Origin of the sequence: Enterobacter cloacae complex sp. P6RS (assembly GCF_014982245.1) — a bacterium.
Taxonomy (GTDB): domain Bacteria; phylum Pseudomonadota; class Gammaproteobacteria; order Enterobacterales; family Enterobacteriaceae; genus Enterobacter; species Enterobacter bugandensis.
This window is the reverse complement of record NZ_JADCLB010000004.1, coordinates 248,696-267,303: the sequence shown is the minus strand read 5'-3', so window position 1 is coordinate 267,303 and position 18,608 is coordinate 248,696. Positions and strand designations below refer to the sequence as shown.

Below are 18,608 nucleotides of genomic sequence, written 5' to 3'. Positions count from 1 at the left end.
GGAAATCGCCGCTGGCGGCGTAGGTGCCTCCGTTGCCGGATTCCTGGTAGGCATGATGCCCGGCAAACTCAATGAAGGAGAACAGGACTTCATCGACCGTATGCGCCTTGCACAGATGCGTGAAGCGCCTACTCGCGTGCGTTACACCTGGGAGAATGACATCAACGGAAAACCCGTACCGCGTGGATATCACACGCCACCGGGTAAAGATATGGTGCGAGTCCGTAAGATGGAATGGGACCGCCGCTATGAGGCGTACACCTTCACCACTGAGGAAGAAAACCCCGTTACCCTTATCTGGACCCCGGATCATTCCGGTATTAACGCTCCGTCAAACACAGGTAATCAGACACCTCCAAAGCTACCGGAAAGCATCCTTGTTAACCCGTTACCGGATGGAACTCAGAGTACCAGCACAACAACTCCGGCACCGGATGAAAAAAATTTCGCGGATTACATTCTGATCCTGCCCGTATCAGACATCCCGCCAATTTATATCTATATTCGCAACAATCCGGGACAAGTCACAGGCAAAGGCCAGAAGGTTACTGGCACATGGTTAGGTGATGCGAATCAGGGGAATGGCTCTCCGATCCCGTCTCAGATAGCCGATAAACTGCGTGGGCGTACCTTCTCCAGCTTTGACGACTTCAGGGAAGCATTCTGGCAGGAGGTCAGTAAAGATCCTGAACTATCAGAGAAATTTATCCCCAGCAATTTAGCCCGAATGAAATATGGTATGTCTCCACGAACAATGTTTGTAGAAACTGTTGGGAAAAGGCGTGCTTTTGAAATTCACCATATCAAGCCAGTAAGCCAAGGCGGTGATGTGTACAATGTGGATAATATGGGTATCACGACCCCCAAACGCCACATTGATATCCATAAAGGAGCATAACTTGAAAAGTGTAAGCGAATTGTCAAGAAACGAGTTCATCGAGTTAATTGCAGAAATTATTAGTGCTGAAGGGGGCGAAAGTCATCAAGACGAGCTTTTGGAACAGTTCATTGAGCTATCAGAGCATCCCTCGGGTTCTGATTTAATCTACTATCCTGAACCAGGTGAACAAGCAACACCTGAAGCTATTGCGGAAAAAGTTCAGAAATGGCGTAAAGCCAACGGCAAGCCAGGCTTTCGTGGAGAGTAAGCTCCATTCGTAAACGGTTTGTCCCAGCCTTTCATCAAGACAATTTGATCTAGGTAGTTTAGCTACCATGAAGAATGGTCGAGCGCCTTACGTCAGGAAATCGGAAAGGGTTGGGTTAAGGGGCAAGCATGAGCTTCATCATATTGAAGAAATTCAAAATGGTGGCGCTGTTTATGGTGTCGATAATTTAGGGGTAGCAACACCTAAGCGTCATATCGAAATTCACCGAGGAGCACAAAATGGGAATGGGTAAAGAGATTACTGATTTTAGCGAGGCTGATTTCCTCGCTTTTGTTGAGGGCATCTACCAAGATACCTATCCCTCTGAAAACGCTCATATGGCTGCTGTAGCTGAGTTTGAAAGGCTTTGCGAACATCCTTCTGGCTCAGATTTGTTGTACTACCCGGAGGAAGGGAAAAGCGGACCGCTAGCGATTATCCAAGAAATAAAAGAATGGCGTAAAGCCAATGGAAAACCCGGCTTTCGAGATGAATAAGTCGCAAATTTTTGAGGCCAAGATGTTATGCCCCTGTTGTGAGCAGTTCGAGTTTAGCGGAGAGGGAAGTTATGAATTATGCCCTGTCTGTAACTGGGAAAATGATTCAGTTCAGAGCGGTGATCCTGATTATGCTGGTGGAGCTAATATCATGAGCTTGAACGAAGCGCGCGAAGCATTCCGACAAGGCCGAAAGGTAGGGTAACCCTGCTTTGGAGGATTTAATCTGTGAGTTGGACGACTGGGATTTTTCCCGGCCTTTCTTTTGTCTGGTAACCAGCTTTATCTGTCACACAAAGTGAGATACAGTCTGCGCCACAAGACAACTTCAGCGCTGTAGTTGCCTGACGTACAGTCGAACGAAGCCGCCTTATCGGTCAGCTTCAACTTCTTAAAAAACCCCGCTTCGGCGGGGTTTTTTGCTTTCTGGGGGTTGTAGGCAGGGTAAGTGCATCGCCACCCGGCAACTCGCACAAACGACATCAATTCTCATATTTGCGACATTAAGCACATTTCACTGCATGACCCTTTCGGGCATCGCTATGCCTACCGCAAACGATCGTTATCACAAAATTTCACCCTAAAAAATGGTGAATTTACAGTATTGTTAATTTGTTGCGAATGTTAACTGAACGATCGCAAATATTTTCTTATTTGATATAGACATATTGAAATTAAAAACATTCAGACTATGAATGTGTGACGTATTCCACTGTTTATAAAAAGCTGTCCAAAAATCCTCTGCAAAATTTGATAATTTGAAAGAATGTTTAAAAGGAATAACGGTTATTTATTGGCCTTTAATTGTCTGAAGGTTCGTCTTTATTGATTTATTTAACGCAGAGAAATTTATCAAGGTTATCGCCATAAAATAAATTTATTACTGCTGATTTTATTGATCGATATCAGCGTAATGGTGTGCTTTTGATTTTGTATGGCATTGATTATAGGGTATTTTTTAGGTTCTTATTGTGCCCGTAAAATGCGCGGGGAAGCAAATTGTGAGTAACAGCACATACCCCCTGAAACATTATTGGGTAGAATCCGCTGCGTCATAGGGAAATAAGCGCAGAATATTATGAATACTATTATTCTACCGAAAACTCAGCACCTCGTGGTATTTCAGGAAGTCATTAAAAGTGGCTCCATAGGTTCTGCCGCAAGACAACTAGGCCTGACGCAACCCGCCGTCAGCAAAATCATCAGCGACATCGAATCCTACTTCGGGGTGGAAGTGATGGTGCGTAAAAACACCGGCGTAAAACTCACTGCCGCTGGTCAGGTGCTGCTGTCATACGCTGAGTCGATCACCCGCGAAATGAAAAACATGGTGAGCGAGATTAACAGCCTCAGTTTCAGTACCGTCATGGACGTCTCCTTTGGCTATCCGTCGCTGATTGGCTTCACCTTCCTGTCTGAGATGATCAAAAAATTCAGGGAAGTGTTCCCGAAAGCGCGCGTCTCCATGTATGAAGCGCAGCTCTCTTCATTCCTGCCCGCCATTCGAGACGGTCGGCTGGATTTTGCCATCGGCACGCTGAGCGACGGAATGTTGCTTCAGGACCTTCACGTTGAGCCACTGTTTGAATCCGAGTTTGTGCTGGTGGCGAGTAAATCACGAACGTGCACCGGCCCGACCAGACTGGCATCACTTACGCATGAGCAGTGGGTGATGCCGCAAACCGATATGGGCTACTACAACGAACTCCTGACCACCCTGCAAGACAACCGCATCAGCATTGAAAACATCGTCCAGACCGATTCCGTCGTCACCATTTATAACCTTGTCCTGAATGCCGATTATCTGACGGTGATTCCCCGCGACATGATTGCGCCGTTCGGCTCGGACCAGTTTATCGTCCTGCCGGTGGAGGATGAATTACCCGTGGCGCGCTATGCCGCCGTGTGGTCGAAAAATTACAGTATTAAAAAATCGGCGTCAGTATTAGTTGAACTGGCAAAACAATATTCGTCGATGGATATCGATAAACGACGATAGAAATAATTAAGTTTTAAAACACCCGGAGCGACGCTTTTTAACGCTCTGATACCCTGACTTTGCCTGAAAACAATGAATTATTATAACGAGGATATTATGCACATTACCTACGATCTCCCGGTGACCATTGAAGATATTCAGGACGCCAGAAAACGCCTGGCGGGGAAAATTTATAAAACCGGCATGCCGCGCTCAAATTATCTCAGCGAACGCTGTAAGGGTGAGATATTCCTGAAATTTGAAAATATGCAGCGTACCGGTTCGTTTAAAATACGCGGGGCGTTTAATAAGTTAAGTTCATTGACGGACGCAGAAAAACGCAAAGGGGTAGTGGCCTGCTCCGCAGGAAACCACGCTCAGGGGGTGTCGCTCTCCTGCGCCATGCTCGGTATCGACGGCAAAGTGGTGATGCCGATGGGCGCGCCAAAATCCAAGGTCGCCGCTACCCGCGACTACTCCGCCGAAGTGGTGCTGCACGGCGAGAACTTCAACGACACCATCGCTAAGGTGAGCGAAATCGTCGAGATGGAGGGGCGCATTTTTATCCCGCCTTATGACGATGCGAAAGTCATTGCCGGCCAGGGCACCATCGGCCTCGAAATTCTTGAAGATCTTTACGACGTGGATAACGTGATTGTTCCTATCGGCGGCGGCGGGTTAATTGCCGGTATTGCGACAGCAATTAAATCCATCAACCCGACAATCAATATTATCGGCGTACAGTCTGAAAACGTTCACGGCATGGCGGCTTCCTGGCAGGCCGGAGAAATAACCAACCATCGCGTTACCGGCACATTAGCCGACGGCTGCGACGTGTCTCGTCCGGGTAAATTAACCTTCGAAATTGTTCGTGAACTGGTCGATGACATTGTGCTGGTGAGCGAAGACGATATTCGCAACAGCATGATTGCCCTTATTCAGCGAAATAAAGTGGTGACGGAAGGTGCGGGCGCGCTGGCCTGCGCGGCGTTATTAAGCGGCAAGCTTGACCACTATATTCAGGGGCGTAAAACCGTCTGCATTATTTCCGGCGGCAATATCGATCTCTCCCGTGTTTCCCAAATTACCGGCTTCGTTGACGCATAAAGGTGACCTATGAGCAACACAGAAAGCATTATCGTTGGCCAGACAAAAACGTCCTCCTGGCGTAAGTCTGACACCACATGGACGCTCGGCCTGTTTGGTACCGCCATTGGCGCAGGCGTGCTGTTCTTCCCCATTCGCGCAGGCTTTGGCGGACTGATCCCCATCCTGCTGATGCTGGTACTTGCCTTCCCGATTGCGTTTTACTGCCACCGCGCGCTGGCGCGCCTCTGTTTGTCCGGCAGCAACGTCTCCGGCAACATCACCGAGACGGTGGAAGAGCACTTCGGGAAAACCGGTGGGGTGGTGATCACCTTCCTCTACTTCTTCGCCATTTGCCCGCTGCTGTGGATTTACGGCGTCACCATTACTAACACTTTTATGACCTTCTGGGAAAACCAGCTCCAGATGCCTGCGCTGAACCGCGGCGTGGTGGCGCTGTTCCTGCTGCTGCTGATGGCCTTTGTGATCTGGTTCGGGAAAGACCTGATGGTGAAGGTGATGAGCTACCTGGTGTTCCCGTTCATTGCCAGCCTGGTGCTGATTTCCCTGTCGCTGATCCCGTACTGGAACTCGGCGGTGATCGACCAGGTCAACCTGAGCGATATCGCTTTTACCGGTCATGACGGCATTCTGGTCACGGTGTGGCTGGGGATCTCCATCATGGTCTTCTCCTTTAACTTCTCGCCCATCGTCTCCTCGTTCGTGGTCTCCAAGCGCGAAGAGTACGAGCCGGAGTTCGGGAAAGCATTCACCGAGCAGAAATGTTCCAAAATCATCGGTCGCGCCAGCCTGCTGATGGTGGCGGTGGTGATGTTCTTCGCCTTTAGCTGCTTGTTTACGCTCTCTCCGCAGAACATGGCGGATGCCAAAGCGCAAAACATTCCGGTGCTCTCTTACCTGGCGAACCACTTTGCCTCGATGTCGGGCAGTAAATCCACGTTCGCCACGGTGCTGGAATACGGCGCCTCCATCATCGCGCTGGTCGCTATCTTTAAATCCTTCTTCGGCCACTACCTGGGCACGCTGGAGGGGCTGAACGGCCTGATCCTCAAGTTCGGCTACAAGGGCGATAAGAAGAACGTCTCCGTCGGCAAGCTGAACACCATCAGCATGATTTTCATCATGGGCTCCACCTGGATTGTGGCCTACGCCAACCCGAACATTCTCGACCTTATTGAAGCCATGGGGGCGCCAATTATCGCTTCTCTGCTGTGTCTGCTGCCGATGTACGCCATTCGTAAAGCGCACGCGCTGGCGAAATACAAAGGCCGGACCGAGAACATCTTCGTGACCGTGGTCGGCCTGCTGACCATTCTGAATATCGTTTACAAACTGTTTTAAGCCAAAGCTCAGGAAGAGCGGAGTAACACATGACTGAATTTCCGGTAGTACTGGTTATTAACTGCGGATCGTCCTCCGTTAAGTTTTCGGTGCTGGACGCAGCAGGCTGCGATGCCCTGCTGACGGGCATTGCGGACGGCATCAACACTGAAAAAGCCTGTATTTCCGTGAATGGGGGTGAGCCGGTCAGACTGGCTCACCAGGACTACGAAGGGGCGCTGGCCGCCATCGCCCTCGAGCTGGAGAAACGCGACCTGATGAGCAGCGTGGCCTTGATTGGCCACCGCATCGCTCACGGCGGCGATCTCTTCAGCGAGTCGACCCTCATCACGGAAGAGGTCATTGAGCAGATCCGCCTGGTTTCCCCGCTGGCGCCGCTGCATAACTACGCCAACCTGAGCGGCGTGGAAGCCGCAGAGCGCCTGTTCCCCGGCGTGCAGCAGGTGGCGGTATTTGACACCAGCTTCCACCAGACCATGGCGCCGCAGGCGTATCTGTACGGTCTGCCGTACCGCTATTTTGAAGAGCTGGGCGTGCGCCGCTACGGTTTCCACGGCACCTCTCACCGCTACGTGTCCGGTCAGGCGCACGCGCTCCTCGGGCTGTCCCCCGAGGACAGCGGCCTGGTGATTGCCCATCTCGGCAACGGGGCGTCCATCTGCGCGGTGCGCAACGGTAAAAGCGTCGATACCTCAATGGGGATGACGCCGCTGGAGGGGCTGGTGATGGGCACGCGCTGCGGCGACGTGGACTTCGGCGCAATGGCGTGGATTGCCCAGCAGACCGGTCAGTCGTTCGAGGATCTGGAGCGCGTGGTCAACAAAGAGTCCGGGTTGCTGGGCATCTCCGGTATCTCCTCCGATTTACGTGCGCTGGAGAAAGCCTGGCATGACGGCAATGACCGGGCGCAGCTGGCGATAAAGACCTTTGTCCACCGCATAGCGCGGCATATCGCCGGTCACGCCGCGTCTCTGCACCGTCTGGATGGCGTGATCTTCACTGGCGGCATCGGTGAAAACTCCACGCTGATCCGCGCGCTGGTGGCGGAACATCTGAAGGTGTTTGGCATCGCGCTCGACGAGGCGAAAAACGCTCTGCCGGGCAGCGCGGGTGAGCGCGTCATCTCCACCGAGTCGTCCCGCGTGACCTGCGCGGTTATCCCTACCAACGAAGAAAAAATGATCGCGCTGGACGCCCTCCGTCTTGGGAAGGTCACCCCGGCTGCGGCTTACGCCTGATAAAGCGAGAATCACATGAAAGTAACAATCGATACGGGCGTCGCGCCCTACAGCGACGCATGGGCCGGGTTTCGCGGTGAAGAATGGAAAAACGCCGTTAACGTCCGCGATTTTATTCAGCATAACTACACCCCTTATGAAGGCGATGAAGCTTTCCTCGCGCAGGCGACGCCAGCAACGACGGCGCTGTGGCAGAAGGTGATGGTCGGCATTCGCCAGGAGAATGCCACCCACGCCCCGGTGGATTTCGACACCAACATTGCCACCACCATTACCGCCCACGGGCCGGGCTATATCGACCAGGATCTTGAGACGATCGTCGGCCTGCAAACCGACAAGCCGCTCAAGCGCGCCCTGCATCCGTACGGCGGGATCAACATGATCCGCAGCTCGTTCGAAGCCTACGGGCGGGAAATGGATCCGCAGTTCGAATACCTGTTTACCGACCTGCGTAAAACCCACAACCAGGGCGTGTTTGATGTTTACTCCCCGGAGATGATGCGCTGCCGTAAATCTGGCGTGCTGACCGGTTTGCCGGACGGCTACGGGCGCGGGCGCATCATCGGCGACTACCGCCGCGTGGCGCTGTACGGCATCAGCTATCTGGTGCGCGAGCGTGAACTCCAGTTCGCCGATCTGCAGGGCAGGCTGGAGCGCGGCGAAGATCTGGAGGCGACGATCCGCCTGCGCGAGGAGCTGGCGGAGCACAGGCGTGCGTTGCTGCAGATCCAGCAGATGGCGGCGAACTATGGCTTTGATATTTCACGTCCGGCGATGAACGCGCAGGAAGCGGTGCAGTGGGTCTACTTTGCCTACCTTGCCGCAGTGAAATCCCAGAACGGCGGGGCGATGTCGCTGGGGCGCACGGCCTCGTTCCTTGATATCTACATTGAACGCGACATGCAGGCGGGGCGGCTGAACGAGGTGCAGGCCCAGGAGCTGATCGACCACTTCATCATGAAGATCCGCATGGTGCGCTTCCTGCGCACGCCGGAGTTCGACACGCTCTTCTCCGGCGATCCGATCTGGGCCACGGAAGTGATCGGCGGCATGGGGCTGGATGGCCGTACGCTGGTGACAAAAAACAGCTTCCGCTACCTGCATACCCTGCACACCATGGGGCCCGCGCCGGAGCCGAACCTGACGATCCTCTGGTCTGAACAGCTGCCGATCGCGTTTAAGAAATACGCCGCGCAGGTGTCGATCGTCACCTCGTCGCTGCAGTATGAGAACGACGATCTTATGCGCGCCGACTTCAACAGCGACGACTACGCCATTGCCTGCTGCGTCAGCCCGATGGTGATCGGCAAGCAGATGCAGTTCTTTGGCGCACGCGCCAATCTTGCTAAAACGCTGCTGTACGCGATCAACGGCGGGGTGGACGAGAAGCTGAAGATCCAGGTCGGCCCGAAAACCGAGCCGCTGCTGGATGAGGTGCTGGGTTACGACACCGTGATGGCGAGCCTCGATCACTTTATGGACTGGCTGGCGGTGCAGTACATCAGCGCGCTGAATCTCATTCACTACATGCATGATAAGTACAGCTACGAAGCGTCGCTGATGGCGCTGCACGATCGTGACGTCTATCGCACCATGGCCTGCGGCATTGCCGGGCTGTCGGTGGCGGCGGATTCCCTGTCGGCGATTAAATACGCCACGGTGAAACCAGTGCGCGACCACAGCGGCCTGGCGGTGGACTTCGTCATCGAAGGGGACTATCCGCAGTACGGCAATAATGACGATCGCGTGGACAGCATCGCCTGCGACCTGGTGGAGCGTTTTATGAAGAAGATCCAGGCGCTGCCGACGTATCGCAACGCGGTGCCGACTCAGTCGATCCTGACTATCACCTCCAACGTGGTCTACGGCCAGAAAACGGGCAACACGCCGGACGGACGCCGCGGCGGCACGCCGTTTGCGCCTGGCGCCAACCCGATGCACGGTCGCGACAGGAAAGGGGCGGTGGCTTCGCTAACGTCGGTCGCCAAGCTGCCGTTTACCTACGCGAAAGACGGGATCTCCTATACCTTCTCCATTGTGCCGCAGGCGCTGGGCAAGGATGAACTGGTGCGCAAAACCAACCTGGTGGGGCTGCTGGATGGGTACTTCCATCACGAAGCGTCTATTGAGGGCGGGCAGCACCTGAACGTCAACGTCATGAACCGGGAGATGCTGCTGGATGCCATTGCCCATCCGGAGAACTACCCGAACCTGACAATTCGCGTATCCGGCTATGCAGTACGGTTTAACGCTCTGACGCGCGAGCAGCAGCAGGACGTGATTTCGAGGACGTTTACGCAGGCGATGTGACGCAGGCCAAATAATCCGCCCCCTTCAGATAAGGGGGCTTTTTTGTCTGCTAAAAATCATGCAGATGTTCGTTCATTCCATGCATCAGAAAATTGAATATTGCCATCGCAGTAAGTCCAGATTGCTTTTTCGTATCTCAACTGAATGGATTCAAGATGGCCCGTACCGGGACAGTTACGTGTATCGTTAACAATAGGGGAGATTGATACGACCTTTACACCTTCCAGTTCAGTTCTGAAGTATTCTACTTCCCTTCCCGCATCGTTAATTCGATAATATCTTATCTCAACTTTTTTTAGGTTTTGCCCTGTAGCCACAGCCTTATAAAGATACGGAGATGAACTATCTATCTCCTTCTCGAACAAGAAAGGGGCATGTTTGCGCGTTCCGGTTAATCTCCCGGAAAGAGGATCTGTTGGAATACTTAAATTATGGGTTAACCCTCTAATTTCAACACTCCCTTCCCGATCCTGTACATCACTTGAACCCTTAATAAGTGAGCCGCCATCGTCAAAAAACCAAATATGAACCGGTACAGCCATAAATCATGCTCCTTTCGAAAATCAGTGGTGGATCCATGTGCCTGCTTTTACCGCCTCAGCAAACATTCTTACGGTTAATGGCTTCGATATTTGTTTAACGGGTTCTTGCGTAAACCATTTTCTGAAAAACCAGGTTTGAGTCCAGGGGAAATAGTTTTGCGTGGGCACATTGATAAGATACTTTTTCTCAAACTTTTCAATGACATAAACGATATCATCCAGATCGGTGTAATCCTGTAAAACATCGTCTAACTCGAGCGGGATCCTCTTGCCCGTAAATGTTCCCTGTTCTGGTAAATTTCCCCTGAAGAACTTCAAAACATCATTTTCACTATTCATATTCACCAAATCCGATCTTTAGGGTGAGCAATCGTATTATATCGTGAGAGTGTTTTGTAACTTATCGTTGCAAGATCAGCAGCAAGTATGGTTATTCCCAATGCAGGGATCCATCGACCAATGAATGCACCTAAGTTTTTGGTATACATTGGTTTTCGGTATTTAAAGCTTGCGAGGGTAATCGTAGGTAATCGGTGTGGTAGCTGTACATTCAGAAGATCACGAAGATACTTAGAAGCCACGGAAGTACCTATAGTAGCCGTTTCTGGCTTTGTTCTGGTCTCAAGTATAGGTAAACCAAGGATCATAGTAGCCATCATTACTGCATCTTTTAATCCACCGAATTGTTCATCGGTAGTATCAAGGAAAATCCAAAAAAATAACTCAGACGCCGAGATATTACATACACCTTTATAGAAGTATGTTCCATTGAGCTCTTCAACGGTATCCATATCATAGCCATAATAATAGAGTGGTTTCAGTGATGCTATCGTATAAAAATTTGAAGGCATAAAGTAGAACAATCATCTTTATAAATTCCTAAAAAAGATCCATTTCTTAAATATATTGATTCTGTGAAATGCGTCACTTTTAGAATTTTTTACCAAACATCATTAAAAATGAGGCGTTTTTTTCTCTAAGTTTAGGAAGTCCGCATAAAGATTGTGACTTTTTTCTCCCGCGCTACGGATATGATCTTCCCATACCAACAACACACACCTGCACTCTCTGAATCGCAATCGCTGGCGTTCGGAACCTAATAAAAACAATTGTTTACCCTACAAAATAAGCGAGTGCCCAATGAATATGGCAACAAACAGCAGTGTGATTGTGAGTGATTCCCCTGCGGCAAGGCGGGCGGGAATGAGCGAAAGCGAATGGCGAGAGGCGATCAAATTCGACAGCACCGACACGGGCTGGGTCATCATGAGTATCGGGATGGCTATCGGCGCGGGTATCGTTTTTCTTCCGGTGCAGGTTGGATTAATGGGGCTGTGGGTCTTTTTGCTCTCGTCGATAATTGGCTATCCGGCCATGTACCTCTTCCAGCGATTATTTATTAATACGCTGGCGGAATCCCCGGAATGTAAAGACTACCCGAGCGTGATTAGCGGTTATTTAGGTAAAAACTGGGGCATCTTATTAGGTGCGCTCTATTTCGTGATGCTGGTCATCTGGATGTTTGTCTATTCCACGGCTATCACCAACGACAGCGCATCCTATTTGCACACCTTCGGGGTCACCGAGGGGTTGCTGTCGGAAAATCCCTTCTACGGCTTATTCCTGATCTGTATTCTGGTCGCCATCTCTTCGCGTGGTGAAAAGCTGCTGTTTAAAGTCTCCAGTCTGATGGTGCTGACCAAATTATTTGTGGTGGCGGCGCTGGGGCTTTCGATGATTGGTCTCTGGCATTTAGCCAACGTGGGCATGCTGCCGCCAATGGGGTTGCTGATAAAAAATGCCATTATTACGCTGCCCTTTACCTTAACCTCCATTCTGTTTATTCAGACCTTAAGCCCGATGGTGATTTCCTATCGTTCACGGGAAAAATCCGTTGAGGTGGCGCGTCATAAGGCGCTGCGGGCGATGAATATCGCCTTTGGCATACTGTTTGTCACGGTCTTCTTCTACGCCGTCTCTTTCACCCTGGCGATGGGACACGACGAAGCGGTGAAAGCCTACGAGCAGAACATTTCCGCCCTGGCGATTGCGGCGCAGTTTATCAGCGGCGACGGCGCGGGCTGGGTCAAAATCGTCAGCGTGATCCTCAATATTTTTGCCGTTATGACCGCCTTCTTCGGTGTCTATCTCGGCTTCCGCGAAGCCACGCAGGGGATCGTGATGAATATCCTGCGCCGTAAAATGCCGGCTGAACGTATTAATGAAAGCATCGTCCAGCGCGGGATCATGCTGTTCGCTATCCTGCTGGCCTGGAGCGCGATCGTGTTAAACGCGCCGGTACTGAGCTTCACCTCTATCTGTAGCCCCATCTTCGGCATGGTGGGCTGCCTGATCCCTGCATGGCTGGTCTACAAGGTACCGGCGCTGCATAAATATAAGGGCGTATCGCTGGTGATTATTGTTATCACCGGGCTGCTGCTTTGTGTTTCTCCTTTCCTCGCATTTTCCTGAGGGCAAATAAGGTCGTAACGATGTCTGAGCAAACTCATCCTTTATGGAATCAATTTATTCGCGTAGTGCAGGAAGAAGTTAAGCCTGCGCTGGGGTGCACCGAGCCCGTTTCTCTGGCTCTTGCCTGTGCGATTGCCGCAGAGCAACTGCCCGGCGACGTCACGATGATTGAGGCGTGGGTATCGCCGAATCTGATGAAGAACGGGCTTGGCGTAACGGTGCCGGGCACCGGCATGGTCGGGCTGCCCATTGCGGCGGCGCTGGGTGCCATCGGTGGCAATGCGCAGGCAGGGCTGGAGGTGCTGAAATATGTCACCGCCGATGCGCTGGCGCGGGCCAAAGCAATGCTTAACGCCGGTCTGGTGCAGGTGAAATTGCAGGAGCCGTGCGATGAGATCCTCTATTCACGTGCCTGCGTCTACGCCGGTGAGGCCTCGGCCATGGTGACCATTGCGGGCGGACATACCCGCGTGGTGGAGGTGGTTTGTCACGGCGAAACGCGCTTCAGTCTTGACGAGCGGCAGGCCGAGGTAAGTAACGATCCGCTGGCGGTACTGTCAAACACCACGCTCTCGCAGATCCTGGAGTTTGTCGAACAGGTTCCGTTCGAGGCGATCCGCTTTATCCTGGATGCAGGGCAACTGAACGACGCGCTCTCTCGTGAAGGGCTTAGCGGGAAGTGGGGGCTACACATTGGCGCCACCCTCAATAAGCAGCGCGCACGCGGATGGATGGCGCAGGATCTGGGTTCAGACATCGTTATCCGCACCAGTGCGGCCTCGGATGCCCGCATGGGCGGCGCGACGCTGCCGGCGATGAGCAACTCGGGCTCCGGGAATCAGGGAATTACAGCCACCATGCCGGTTGTCGTGATCGCTGAACATGTTCAGGCCGATGACGAACGGCTGGCGCGGGCGCTGATGCTCTCGCATCTGTCGGCTATCTACATCCATTACCAGCTTCCGCGTTTGTCCGCGCTGTGTGCGGCGACAACGGCCGGTATGGGGGCCGCCGCAGGGATGGCGTGGCTGATGGGCGGAAGCTATCAGACGATTGCAATGGCCATCGGCAGTATGATCGGTGACGTCAGCGGGATGATCTGCGACGGGGCGTCTAACAGCTGCGCCATGAAAGTCTCGACCAGCGTCACCAGCGCCTGGAAAGCCGTGATGATGGCGCTGGATGAGTCGGGCGTGACGGGCAACGAGGGGATTGTAGCGCACGACGTGGAACAGTCTATCTCTAACCTGTGCGCCCTGGCGTGCCGCTCAATGCAGGCAACGGACCGGCAGATTATTGAGATTATGGCGAGTAAGGTGTAAAAATTTCCCCTCTCCCCATTGGGGAGAGGGCCAGGGTGAGAGGGGCTTTAAACCGGCAAATCAATCAGCAGCGCGCGCAGCGGCGTATCTGCCACCAGGGTGATATTCGCTTCGTCACGAATAAACGCCCCGTCGCCGCAGGTGAGCGCTTCTTTCTCTTCCGCGTGCGTTACCGCATGCACCGTACCGTGAATGGACTGCAAATAGGCGCGCGGGCCGTGCAGCTGGAAGCTTGCCTGTTCACCTTTTTTCAGTTCGATATGGTGCAGCCATACCTGCTGTCGCAGCTGCAGGCTTTCCTTGCTGCCGTCAGGCGAGGCAATCAGCTGCTGTTTATCGCCCTTCAGATCTATTTTCTGCACCAGCGGGTTTTCTCGCTCAGGGCAGGCGTCGAGCCACAGCTGCATGCGCGTCAGCGTTTTGTCTTTGCTGAGGTTATGCTCGCTGTAGCTGATGCCCGGCTGCGTGGAAATTAACAACGCTTCGCCAGCCTTTGCCTGGACATGATTGCCCTCGCTGTCGCGGTATTCTGCCTCGCCTTCCAGGATCAGGTTCAGGATATCGACTTTCGGATACGTACGCGGCTGGAAGGAGGCGCCCGGGGCGAGCACTTCCTGGTTCAACACGCGCAGTGAAGCGTAACCGAGGAGTTTAGGGTCAAAGTAGTGTCCAAAGGAAAAGGTGTAGCGGGCCTGCAGCCAACCGAAATCGGCTTGTCCGCACTGTTTCGCTGTTCTTGTCGTAATCATAAACTTGACCTCTCTTTACACTAAAACAATGGTAAAGGTATGGACGCTGCATTGTTAGCCAGATATTCTGCCTGGTATGTTCAAATTTCCTGAATGAGAACGAGATGGCTAAAGAGAGAGCATTGACGCTTGAGGCGCTTCGCGTCATGGACGCGATTGACCGGCGCGGCAGCTTTGCCGCGGCGGCAGATGAACTGGGGCGCGTTCCGTCTGCGCTAAGCTACACCATGCAAAAACTGGAGGAAGAGCTGGACGTCGTGCTCTTCGATCGCTCCGGTCATCGAACAAAATTCACCAACGTGGGGCGGATGCTGCTGGAGCGAGGTCGCGTGCTGCTGGAAGCGGCGGACAAGCTCACCACGGACGCCGAAGCGCTGGCGCGAGGCTGGGAAACCCACCTGACGTTAGTCACCGAAGCGCTGGTGCCGACCGAAGCGCTGTTCCCGCTGGTAGACCGCCTGGCGGCGAAGGCCAATACGCAGCTGTCGATCATCACCGAGGTGCTGGCCGGGGCGTGGGAGCGTCTGGAGACGGGCAGGGCGGATATCGTCATTGCGCCTGACATGCATTTCCGCTCATCGTCAGAAATCAACTCGCGCAAGCTCTACAGCGTCATGAACGTCTACGTCGCCGCGCCGGATCACCCGATTCACCAGGAGCCGGAGCCGCTCTCTGAAGTGACGCGCGTGAAGTACCGCGGCGTGGCGGTGGCGGATACCGCGCGCGAGCGTCCGGTGCTGACGGTCCAGCTGTTGGATAAACAGCCGCGTCTGACGGTCACGTCACTGGAAGACAAGCGGCAGGCGCTGCTGGCCGGTTTGGGCGTGGCGACGATGCCTTACCCGTTTGTGGAAAAAGATATTGCGGAAGGGCGACTAAGGGTGGTGAGCCCGGAGTACACCAGCGAAGTGGACATTATTATGGCGTGGCGCCGCGACAGCATGGGCGAAGCCAAATCGTGGTGCCTGCGCGAAATTCCAAAGCTCTTTGCGCATCACAACAAATAAGCGAGCAGGCCCGGTAAGCGTAAGCGCCACCGGGCAGTAATTTACGCGCCGATCTTAGGATCCGGACCAAAGCGGTTTTCGCCCGGCGTCCCGCTCTGACAGTTGAAAATTAAAATCACGATCCAGCCGACAAGCGGGATTAACAGCAACAGCAGCCACCACGCCGAACGATCGGTGTCGTGGAGACGACGAAACAGCACGGCCCATGAAGGCAGCAAAACCAGCAAGCCATAAATCGTAGTGAGTACACCTTCACCGCCGGCGCGCTCCCAGCCGAGGATTTTATCCACGATGCCCAGCACCATAATCAGGACGAAGTTCACCAGAACGAACATCCAGTACTCTTTGCGGCGGGCGCGGCCACCAAATCCAACGTAGTTGCGCAGTACTTTTAAATACCAGTCCATTTTCCTTGCCTCTTAATCAGTCAATCACTTGTTTTCTAAGCGATCGAGGTAAGGATAGATGTATGCTGTGAATTAAAAAAGGGAATCAATTGATTCCCTAAATAATTATCCGAAACGCACGTCGCGCCCGTGCGGTTCATCCAGATCCTGCCACGGGCCAATGGAGATGATGCCCGTCGGGTTGATGGTCTTGTGGCTGCGGAAATAGTGAGTGCGAATATGGTCGAAGTTGACCGTCTCCGCGATCCCCGGCATCTGGTAGATGTCTCGCAGGAAACCATACAGGTTCAGGTAGTCGCTGATGCGGTGTTTATCGCACTTAAAGTGGGTGACATAGACCGGGTCAAAGCGAACCAGCGTGGTCCACAGGCGAATGTCCGCTTCCGTCAGGCGATCGCCCGTCAGGTAGCGATGCTGGCCCAGGATCTGCTCCAGGCGCTCCAGCGATTCAAACACCTTTCCGACCGCTTCGTCATAGGCTTCCTGGCTGGTGGCGAAACCGGCCTTATAGACGCCGTTGTTGACGTTGTCGTAAATCCAGCTGTTCAGCTCGTCAATTTTCTCGCGTAGCTCGACCGGGTAGTAATCCCCGGCGCGGGCGCCGTGCGCATCAAACGCGGTATTGAACATGCGGATGATTTCCGCGGACTCATTGCTGACGATCGTCTGGTTTTTCTTGTCCCACAGCACCGGCACGGTCACGCGTCCGGTGTAGTGCGGATCGGCGCGCAGATAGAGCTGGTACAGGAAATCGTGGTGATAAAGATCGTCGCCGGTTGCCGCAGGGAAATCACTGTCAAACGTCCAGCCGTTTTCCAGCATCAACGGGTTGACGACTGAAACCGGAATGAAGGATTCGAGGCCTTTTAGCTTGCGCACGATCAGCGTGCGGTGCGCCCACGGGCAGGCGAGGGAAACGTACAGATGATAACGATCTTTCTCCGCCGCGAAGCCCCCTTCGCCACTCGGGCCGGGGGCGCCGTCGGCGGTCAGCCAGTTACGGAAGGCCGAAACAGAGCGCTTAAAGCGTCCACCGGTGGATTTGGTGTCATACCAGACATCCTGCCAGACGCCGTCTACGAGTTGTCCCATTTTTTACTCCTCCGTCAGATAGCAAAAGCGAGGAGATGTCTCCTCGCTTTGTGTTTATTCAGTATAGCTTGCTTACCATTTCTTATTCAGAACGCGGTCGATGCTGTATGCGCCTGGGCCGGTGATCGCCAGCAGCAGGAAGCCACCCGCGATGGTCAGGTTTTTCATAAACATCAGTGAGTTCACGCCTTCCGCAAAGTTGCTGTGGAAGATGAACGCGGTCAGCAGGGTGAAGCCTGCGGTAAACAGCGCGGTGGTGCGGGTCAGGAAGCCGAACAGGACTGCAAGACCGCCGCCGAACTCAAGCTGAATGGTCAGCGGCAGCAGGAACCCCGGAACGCCCATGGCTTCCATATACTGCTGGGTACCCGCATATCCGGTGATTTTGCCCCAGCCTGCCACGATAAACAGAATTGGCATCAGAATACGCGCGACCAGTACACCAACATCTTCTAATTTTTTCATTTTACTCTCCAGGAAACCACATAAGCGGCTGAACATTATTTGTCTGCAATTCCGCGTAGATACCGCGGCTCTGCTGTCGATGGAGAGGAGTGTAAACGGGGCGGGTAGCAATTGTTAGCAAGGAAAACTGTCAATCTTCTTCAAAGATATTGAGTAAGGGCAGGTGCGCGCTGGTGCCCTCAGCCCACGGGGAGAAGGGCAGAAACAAAAAACGGTAACCTGAGTTACCGTTTTGCGTTTATCACCGCAGCTGTTGTTGCCGCAACGTTGCTTTGACCAGACGCCAGGCGCTCCAGGCACCAAAACCGCGTCGGGCCCAGCGGATGAGCATATTCGGATGACGAACCGTCCAGATAGCCATCACGCTGCTGCCGACCAGCGCCCACGAACGCAGGCTCAGGAAGGTATTCCAGCCACGGTCAAACCGTCGCGTCGCGTCGATCCAGTCACGGCGGCTGGCAGACAGATCCAGCCGCTGCTGCTGGATCTGACTTAACAGGTACGCTTTTCGCTTCTGACGTTCCGCTTTATCGCTCACGGCTTGTCATCCTCCAGCAGGGCGCGATCGTTAGCCAGTTCCTGGCGCGTGTGGCGCAGGAAAGTGGACCTGCGCGCTTTACGCATCGTCCATATGCCGCCAATCAGCGCCGCGACCAGCAGAACGACGGTCGTGGCAATCATCGCGTTAAGTCGATACTGCGGGTCAATGGCCCAGATGATTAACACCATCAGGCTCATCAGACCAAACGCGGCGAAGAGCATGGTCAGCCCGAGCATCAGCAGCATCTGGAAGAGGTTCGCTTTCTCCTCTTCCAGTTCGACCACTGCCAGCCGGACGCGCGTTTCGGCAATCCCAACCAGCGTCGTTAAAATACGCTGGCCGATGCCGAGGACGTTATTAGCAGGCCCTTGTGCGTGACGAGGATCTTCCAT

General features: G+C 53.5%; 21 protein-coding genes and 1 pseudogene. 13 read left to right on the top strand and 9 right to left on the bottom strand.

Features of this window, described 5'->3' with window-relative positions:
• The 10 genes and pseudogenes from INF73_RS03605 to pflB all read left to right on the top strand — a co-directional run.
• Positions 1 to 898 (top strand): S-type pyocin domain-containing protein (locus INF73_RS03605; RefSeq protein WP_193547280.1); only part of this gene is annotated, 898 nt, incomplete at its 5' end.
• A gap of 1 nt (position 899) precedes the next feature.
• A complete protein-coding gene (locus INF73_RS03600; RefSeq protein ID WP_226837554.1) occupies positions 900 to 1,148 on the top strand; it encodes a bacteriocin immunity protein in 249 nt (82 codons plus the stop codon).
• 46 nt (positions 1,149 to 1,194) lie between these two features.
• Positions 1,195 to 1,401, top strand: a pseudogene (locus tag INF73_RS22245) (HNH endonuclease); the annotation flags it as partial.
• Positions 1,388 to 1,645, top strand: coding sequence for a bacteriocin immunity protein (locus tag INF73_RS03595; protein WP_226837552.1), 258 nt, complete (start codon positions 1,388 to 1,390; stop codon positions 1,643 to 1,645). The pseudogene INF73_RS22245 and the gene INF73_RS03595, both read left to right, overlap by 14 nt.
• Positions 1,617 to 1,850: a CPCC family cysteine-rich protein gene (locus INF73_RS03590; RefSeq protein ID WP_370567496.1), complete on the top strand. Its 234-nt coding sequence runs from the start codon at positions 1,617 to 1,619 to the stop codon at positions 1,848 to 1,850. The genes INF73_RS03595 and INF73_RS03590 overlap by 29 nt, the downstream gene beginning before the upstream one ends.
• 873 nt (positions 1,851 to 2,723) lie before the next feature.
• A complete protein-coding gene (tdcA, locus tag INF73_RS03585; RefSeq protein ID WP_045260099.1) occupies positions 2,724 to 3,644 on the top strand; it encodes a transcriptional regulator TdcA in 921 nt (306 codons plus the stop codon).
• A 96-nt stretch (positions 3,645 to 3,740) separates the two neighbouring features.
• On the top strand, positions 3,741 to 4,730 hold the full coding sequence (tdcB, locus tag INF73_RS03580) for a bifunctional threonine ammonia-lyase/L-serine ammonia-lyase TdcB (protein WP_023326154.1): 990 nt from the start codon (positions 3,741 to 3,743) through the stop codon (positions 4,728 to 4,730).
• Between the two features lie 9 nt (positions 4,731 to 4,739).
• Positions 4,740 to 6,071, top strand: a complete 1,332-nt coding sequence (gene tdcC, locus INF73_RS03575; RefSeq protein WP_193541029.1) for a threonine/serine transporter TdcC — start codon at positions 4,740 to 4,742, stop codon at positions 6,069 to 6,071.
• Positions 6,072 to 6,100: 29 nt separating this feature from the next.
• Positions 6,101 to 7,309 (top strand): propionate kinase, encoded by a 1,209-nt coding sequence (gene tdcD, locus INF73_RS03570; RefSeq protein WP_193541027.1) that lies wholly within the window; start codon positions 6,101 to 6,103, stop codon positions 7,307 to 7,309.
• Positions 7,310 to 7,324: 15 nt separating this feature from the next.
• Entirely contained in the window at positions 7,325 to 9,619 is a 2,295-nt protein-coding gene (pflB, locus tag INF73_RS03565) for a formate C-acetyltransferase (RefSeq protein WP_193541025.1), read from the top strand.
• A gap of 56 nt (positions 9,620 to 9,675) precedes the next feature.
• On the opposite strand, the gene INF73_RS03560 is transcribed toward pflB, so the two are convergent.
• The 3 genes from INF73_RS03560 to INF73_RS03550 are packed head-to-tail and all read right to left on the bottom strand — an operon-like array spanning position 9,676 to position 10,952.
• Positions 9,676 to 10,161 carry a type VI secretion system tube protein TssD gene (locus INF73_RS03560; protein ID WP_048338835.1) on the bottom strand — a complete coding sequence of 162 codons (486 nt, stop codon included), beginning with the start codon at positions 10,159 to 10,161 and terminating at the stop codon, positions 9,676 to 9,678.
• A gap of 21 nt (positions 10,162 to 10,182) precedes the next feature.
• Complete coding sequence (locus INF73_RS03555; RefSeq protein ID WP_126327114.1) at positions 10,183 to 10,500, bottom strand: DUF1493 family protein; 318 nt, start codon at positions 10,498 to 10,500, stop codon at positions 10,183 to 10,185.
• A 2-nt stretch (positions 10,501 to 10,502) separates the two neighbouring features.
• Positions 10,503 to 10,952, bottom strand: coding sequence for an STM2901 family protein (locus tag INF73_RS03550; protein ID WP_045260104.1), 450 nt, complete (start codon positions 10,950 to 10,952; stop codon positions 10,503 to 10,505).
• A 349-nt stretch (positions 10,953 to 11,301) separates the two neighbouring features.
• Here INF73_RS03550 and INF73_RS03545 point away from each other — a divergent pair, with 349 nt between their 5' ends.
• Together INF73_RS03545 and INF73_RS03540 are read left to right on the top strand one after the other, a co-directional pair.
• Positions 11,302 to 12,633, top strand: coding sequence for an amino acid permease (locus tag INF73_RS03545; RefSeq protein WP_041907950.1), 1,332 nt, complete (start codon positions 11,302 to 11,304; stop codon positions 12,631 to 12,633).
• Between the two features lie 20 nt (positions 12,634 to 12,653).
• Positions 12,654 to 13,955, top strand: a complete 1,302-nt coding sequence (locus INF73_RS03540) for a serine dehydratase subunit alpha family protein (RefSeq protein ID WP_193541023.1) — start codon at positions 12,654 to 12,656, stop codon at positions 13,953 to 13,955.
• Positions 13,956 to 14,002: 47 nt separating this feature from the next.
• On the opposite strand, the gene INF73_RS03535 is transcribed toward INF73_RS03540, so the two are convergent.
• On the bottom strand, positions 14,003 to 14,704 hold the full coding sequence (locus INF73_RS03535; RefSeq protein ID WP_193541021.1) for a pirin family protein: 702 nt from the start codon (positions 14,702 to 14,704) through the stop codon (positions 14,003 to 14,005).
• Between the two features lie 104 nt (positions 14,705 to 14,808).
• Between INF73_RS03535 and yhaJ the strand changes: the two genes are divergently transcribed.
• Entirely contained in the window at positions 14,809 to 15,711 is a 903-nt protein-coding gene (gene yhaJ / locus INF73_RS03530; RefSeq protein WP_003862655.1) for a DNA-binding transcriptional regulator YhaJ, read from the top strand.
• A 41-nt stretch (positions 15,712 to 15,752) separates the two neighbouring features.
• On the opposite strand, the gene INF73_RS03525 is transcribed toward yhaJ, so the two are convergent.
• From INF73_RS03525 to INF73_RS03505, 5 genes are all read right to left on the bottom strand, one after another.
• Entirely contained in the window at positions 15,753 to 16,118 is a 366-nt protein-coding gene (locus tag INF73_RS03525) for a DUF805 domain-containing protein (RefSeq protein ID WP_028014511.1), read from the bottom strand.
• A 105-nt stretch (positions 16,119 to 16,223) separates the two neighbouring features.
• On the bottom strand, positions 16,224 to 17,210 hold the full coding sequence (locus INF73_RS03520) for a glutathione S-transferase family protein (RefSeq protein WP_193050533.1): 987 nt from the start codon (positions 17,208 to 17,210) through the stop codon (positions 16,224 to 16,226).
• Between the two features lie 72 nt (positions 17,211 to 17,282).
• Complete coding sequence (locus tag INF73_RS03515) at positions 17,283 to 17,675, bottom strand: DoxX family protein (RefSeq protein ID WP_193541019.1); 393 nt, start codon at positions 17,673 to 17,675, stop codon at positions 17,283 to 17,285.
• 241 nt (positions 17,676 to 17,916) lie between these two features.
• A complete protein-coding gene (locus INF73_RS03510; RefSeq protein WP_014885330.1) occupies positions 17,917 to 18,213 on the bottom strand; it encodes a YqjK-like family protein in 297 nt (98 codons plus the stop codon).
• Positions 18,210 to 18,608 carry a phage holin family protein gene (locus INF73_RS03505; RefSeq protein WP_041907961.1) on the bottom strand — a complete coding sequence of 133 codons (399 nt, stop codon included), beginning with the start codon at positions 18,606 to 18,608 and terminating at the stop codon, positions 18,210 to 18,212. The genes INF73_RS03510 and INF73_RS03505 overlap by 4 nt, the downstream gene beginning before the upstream one ends.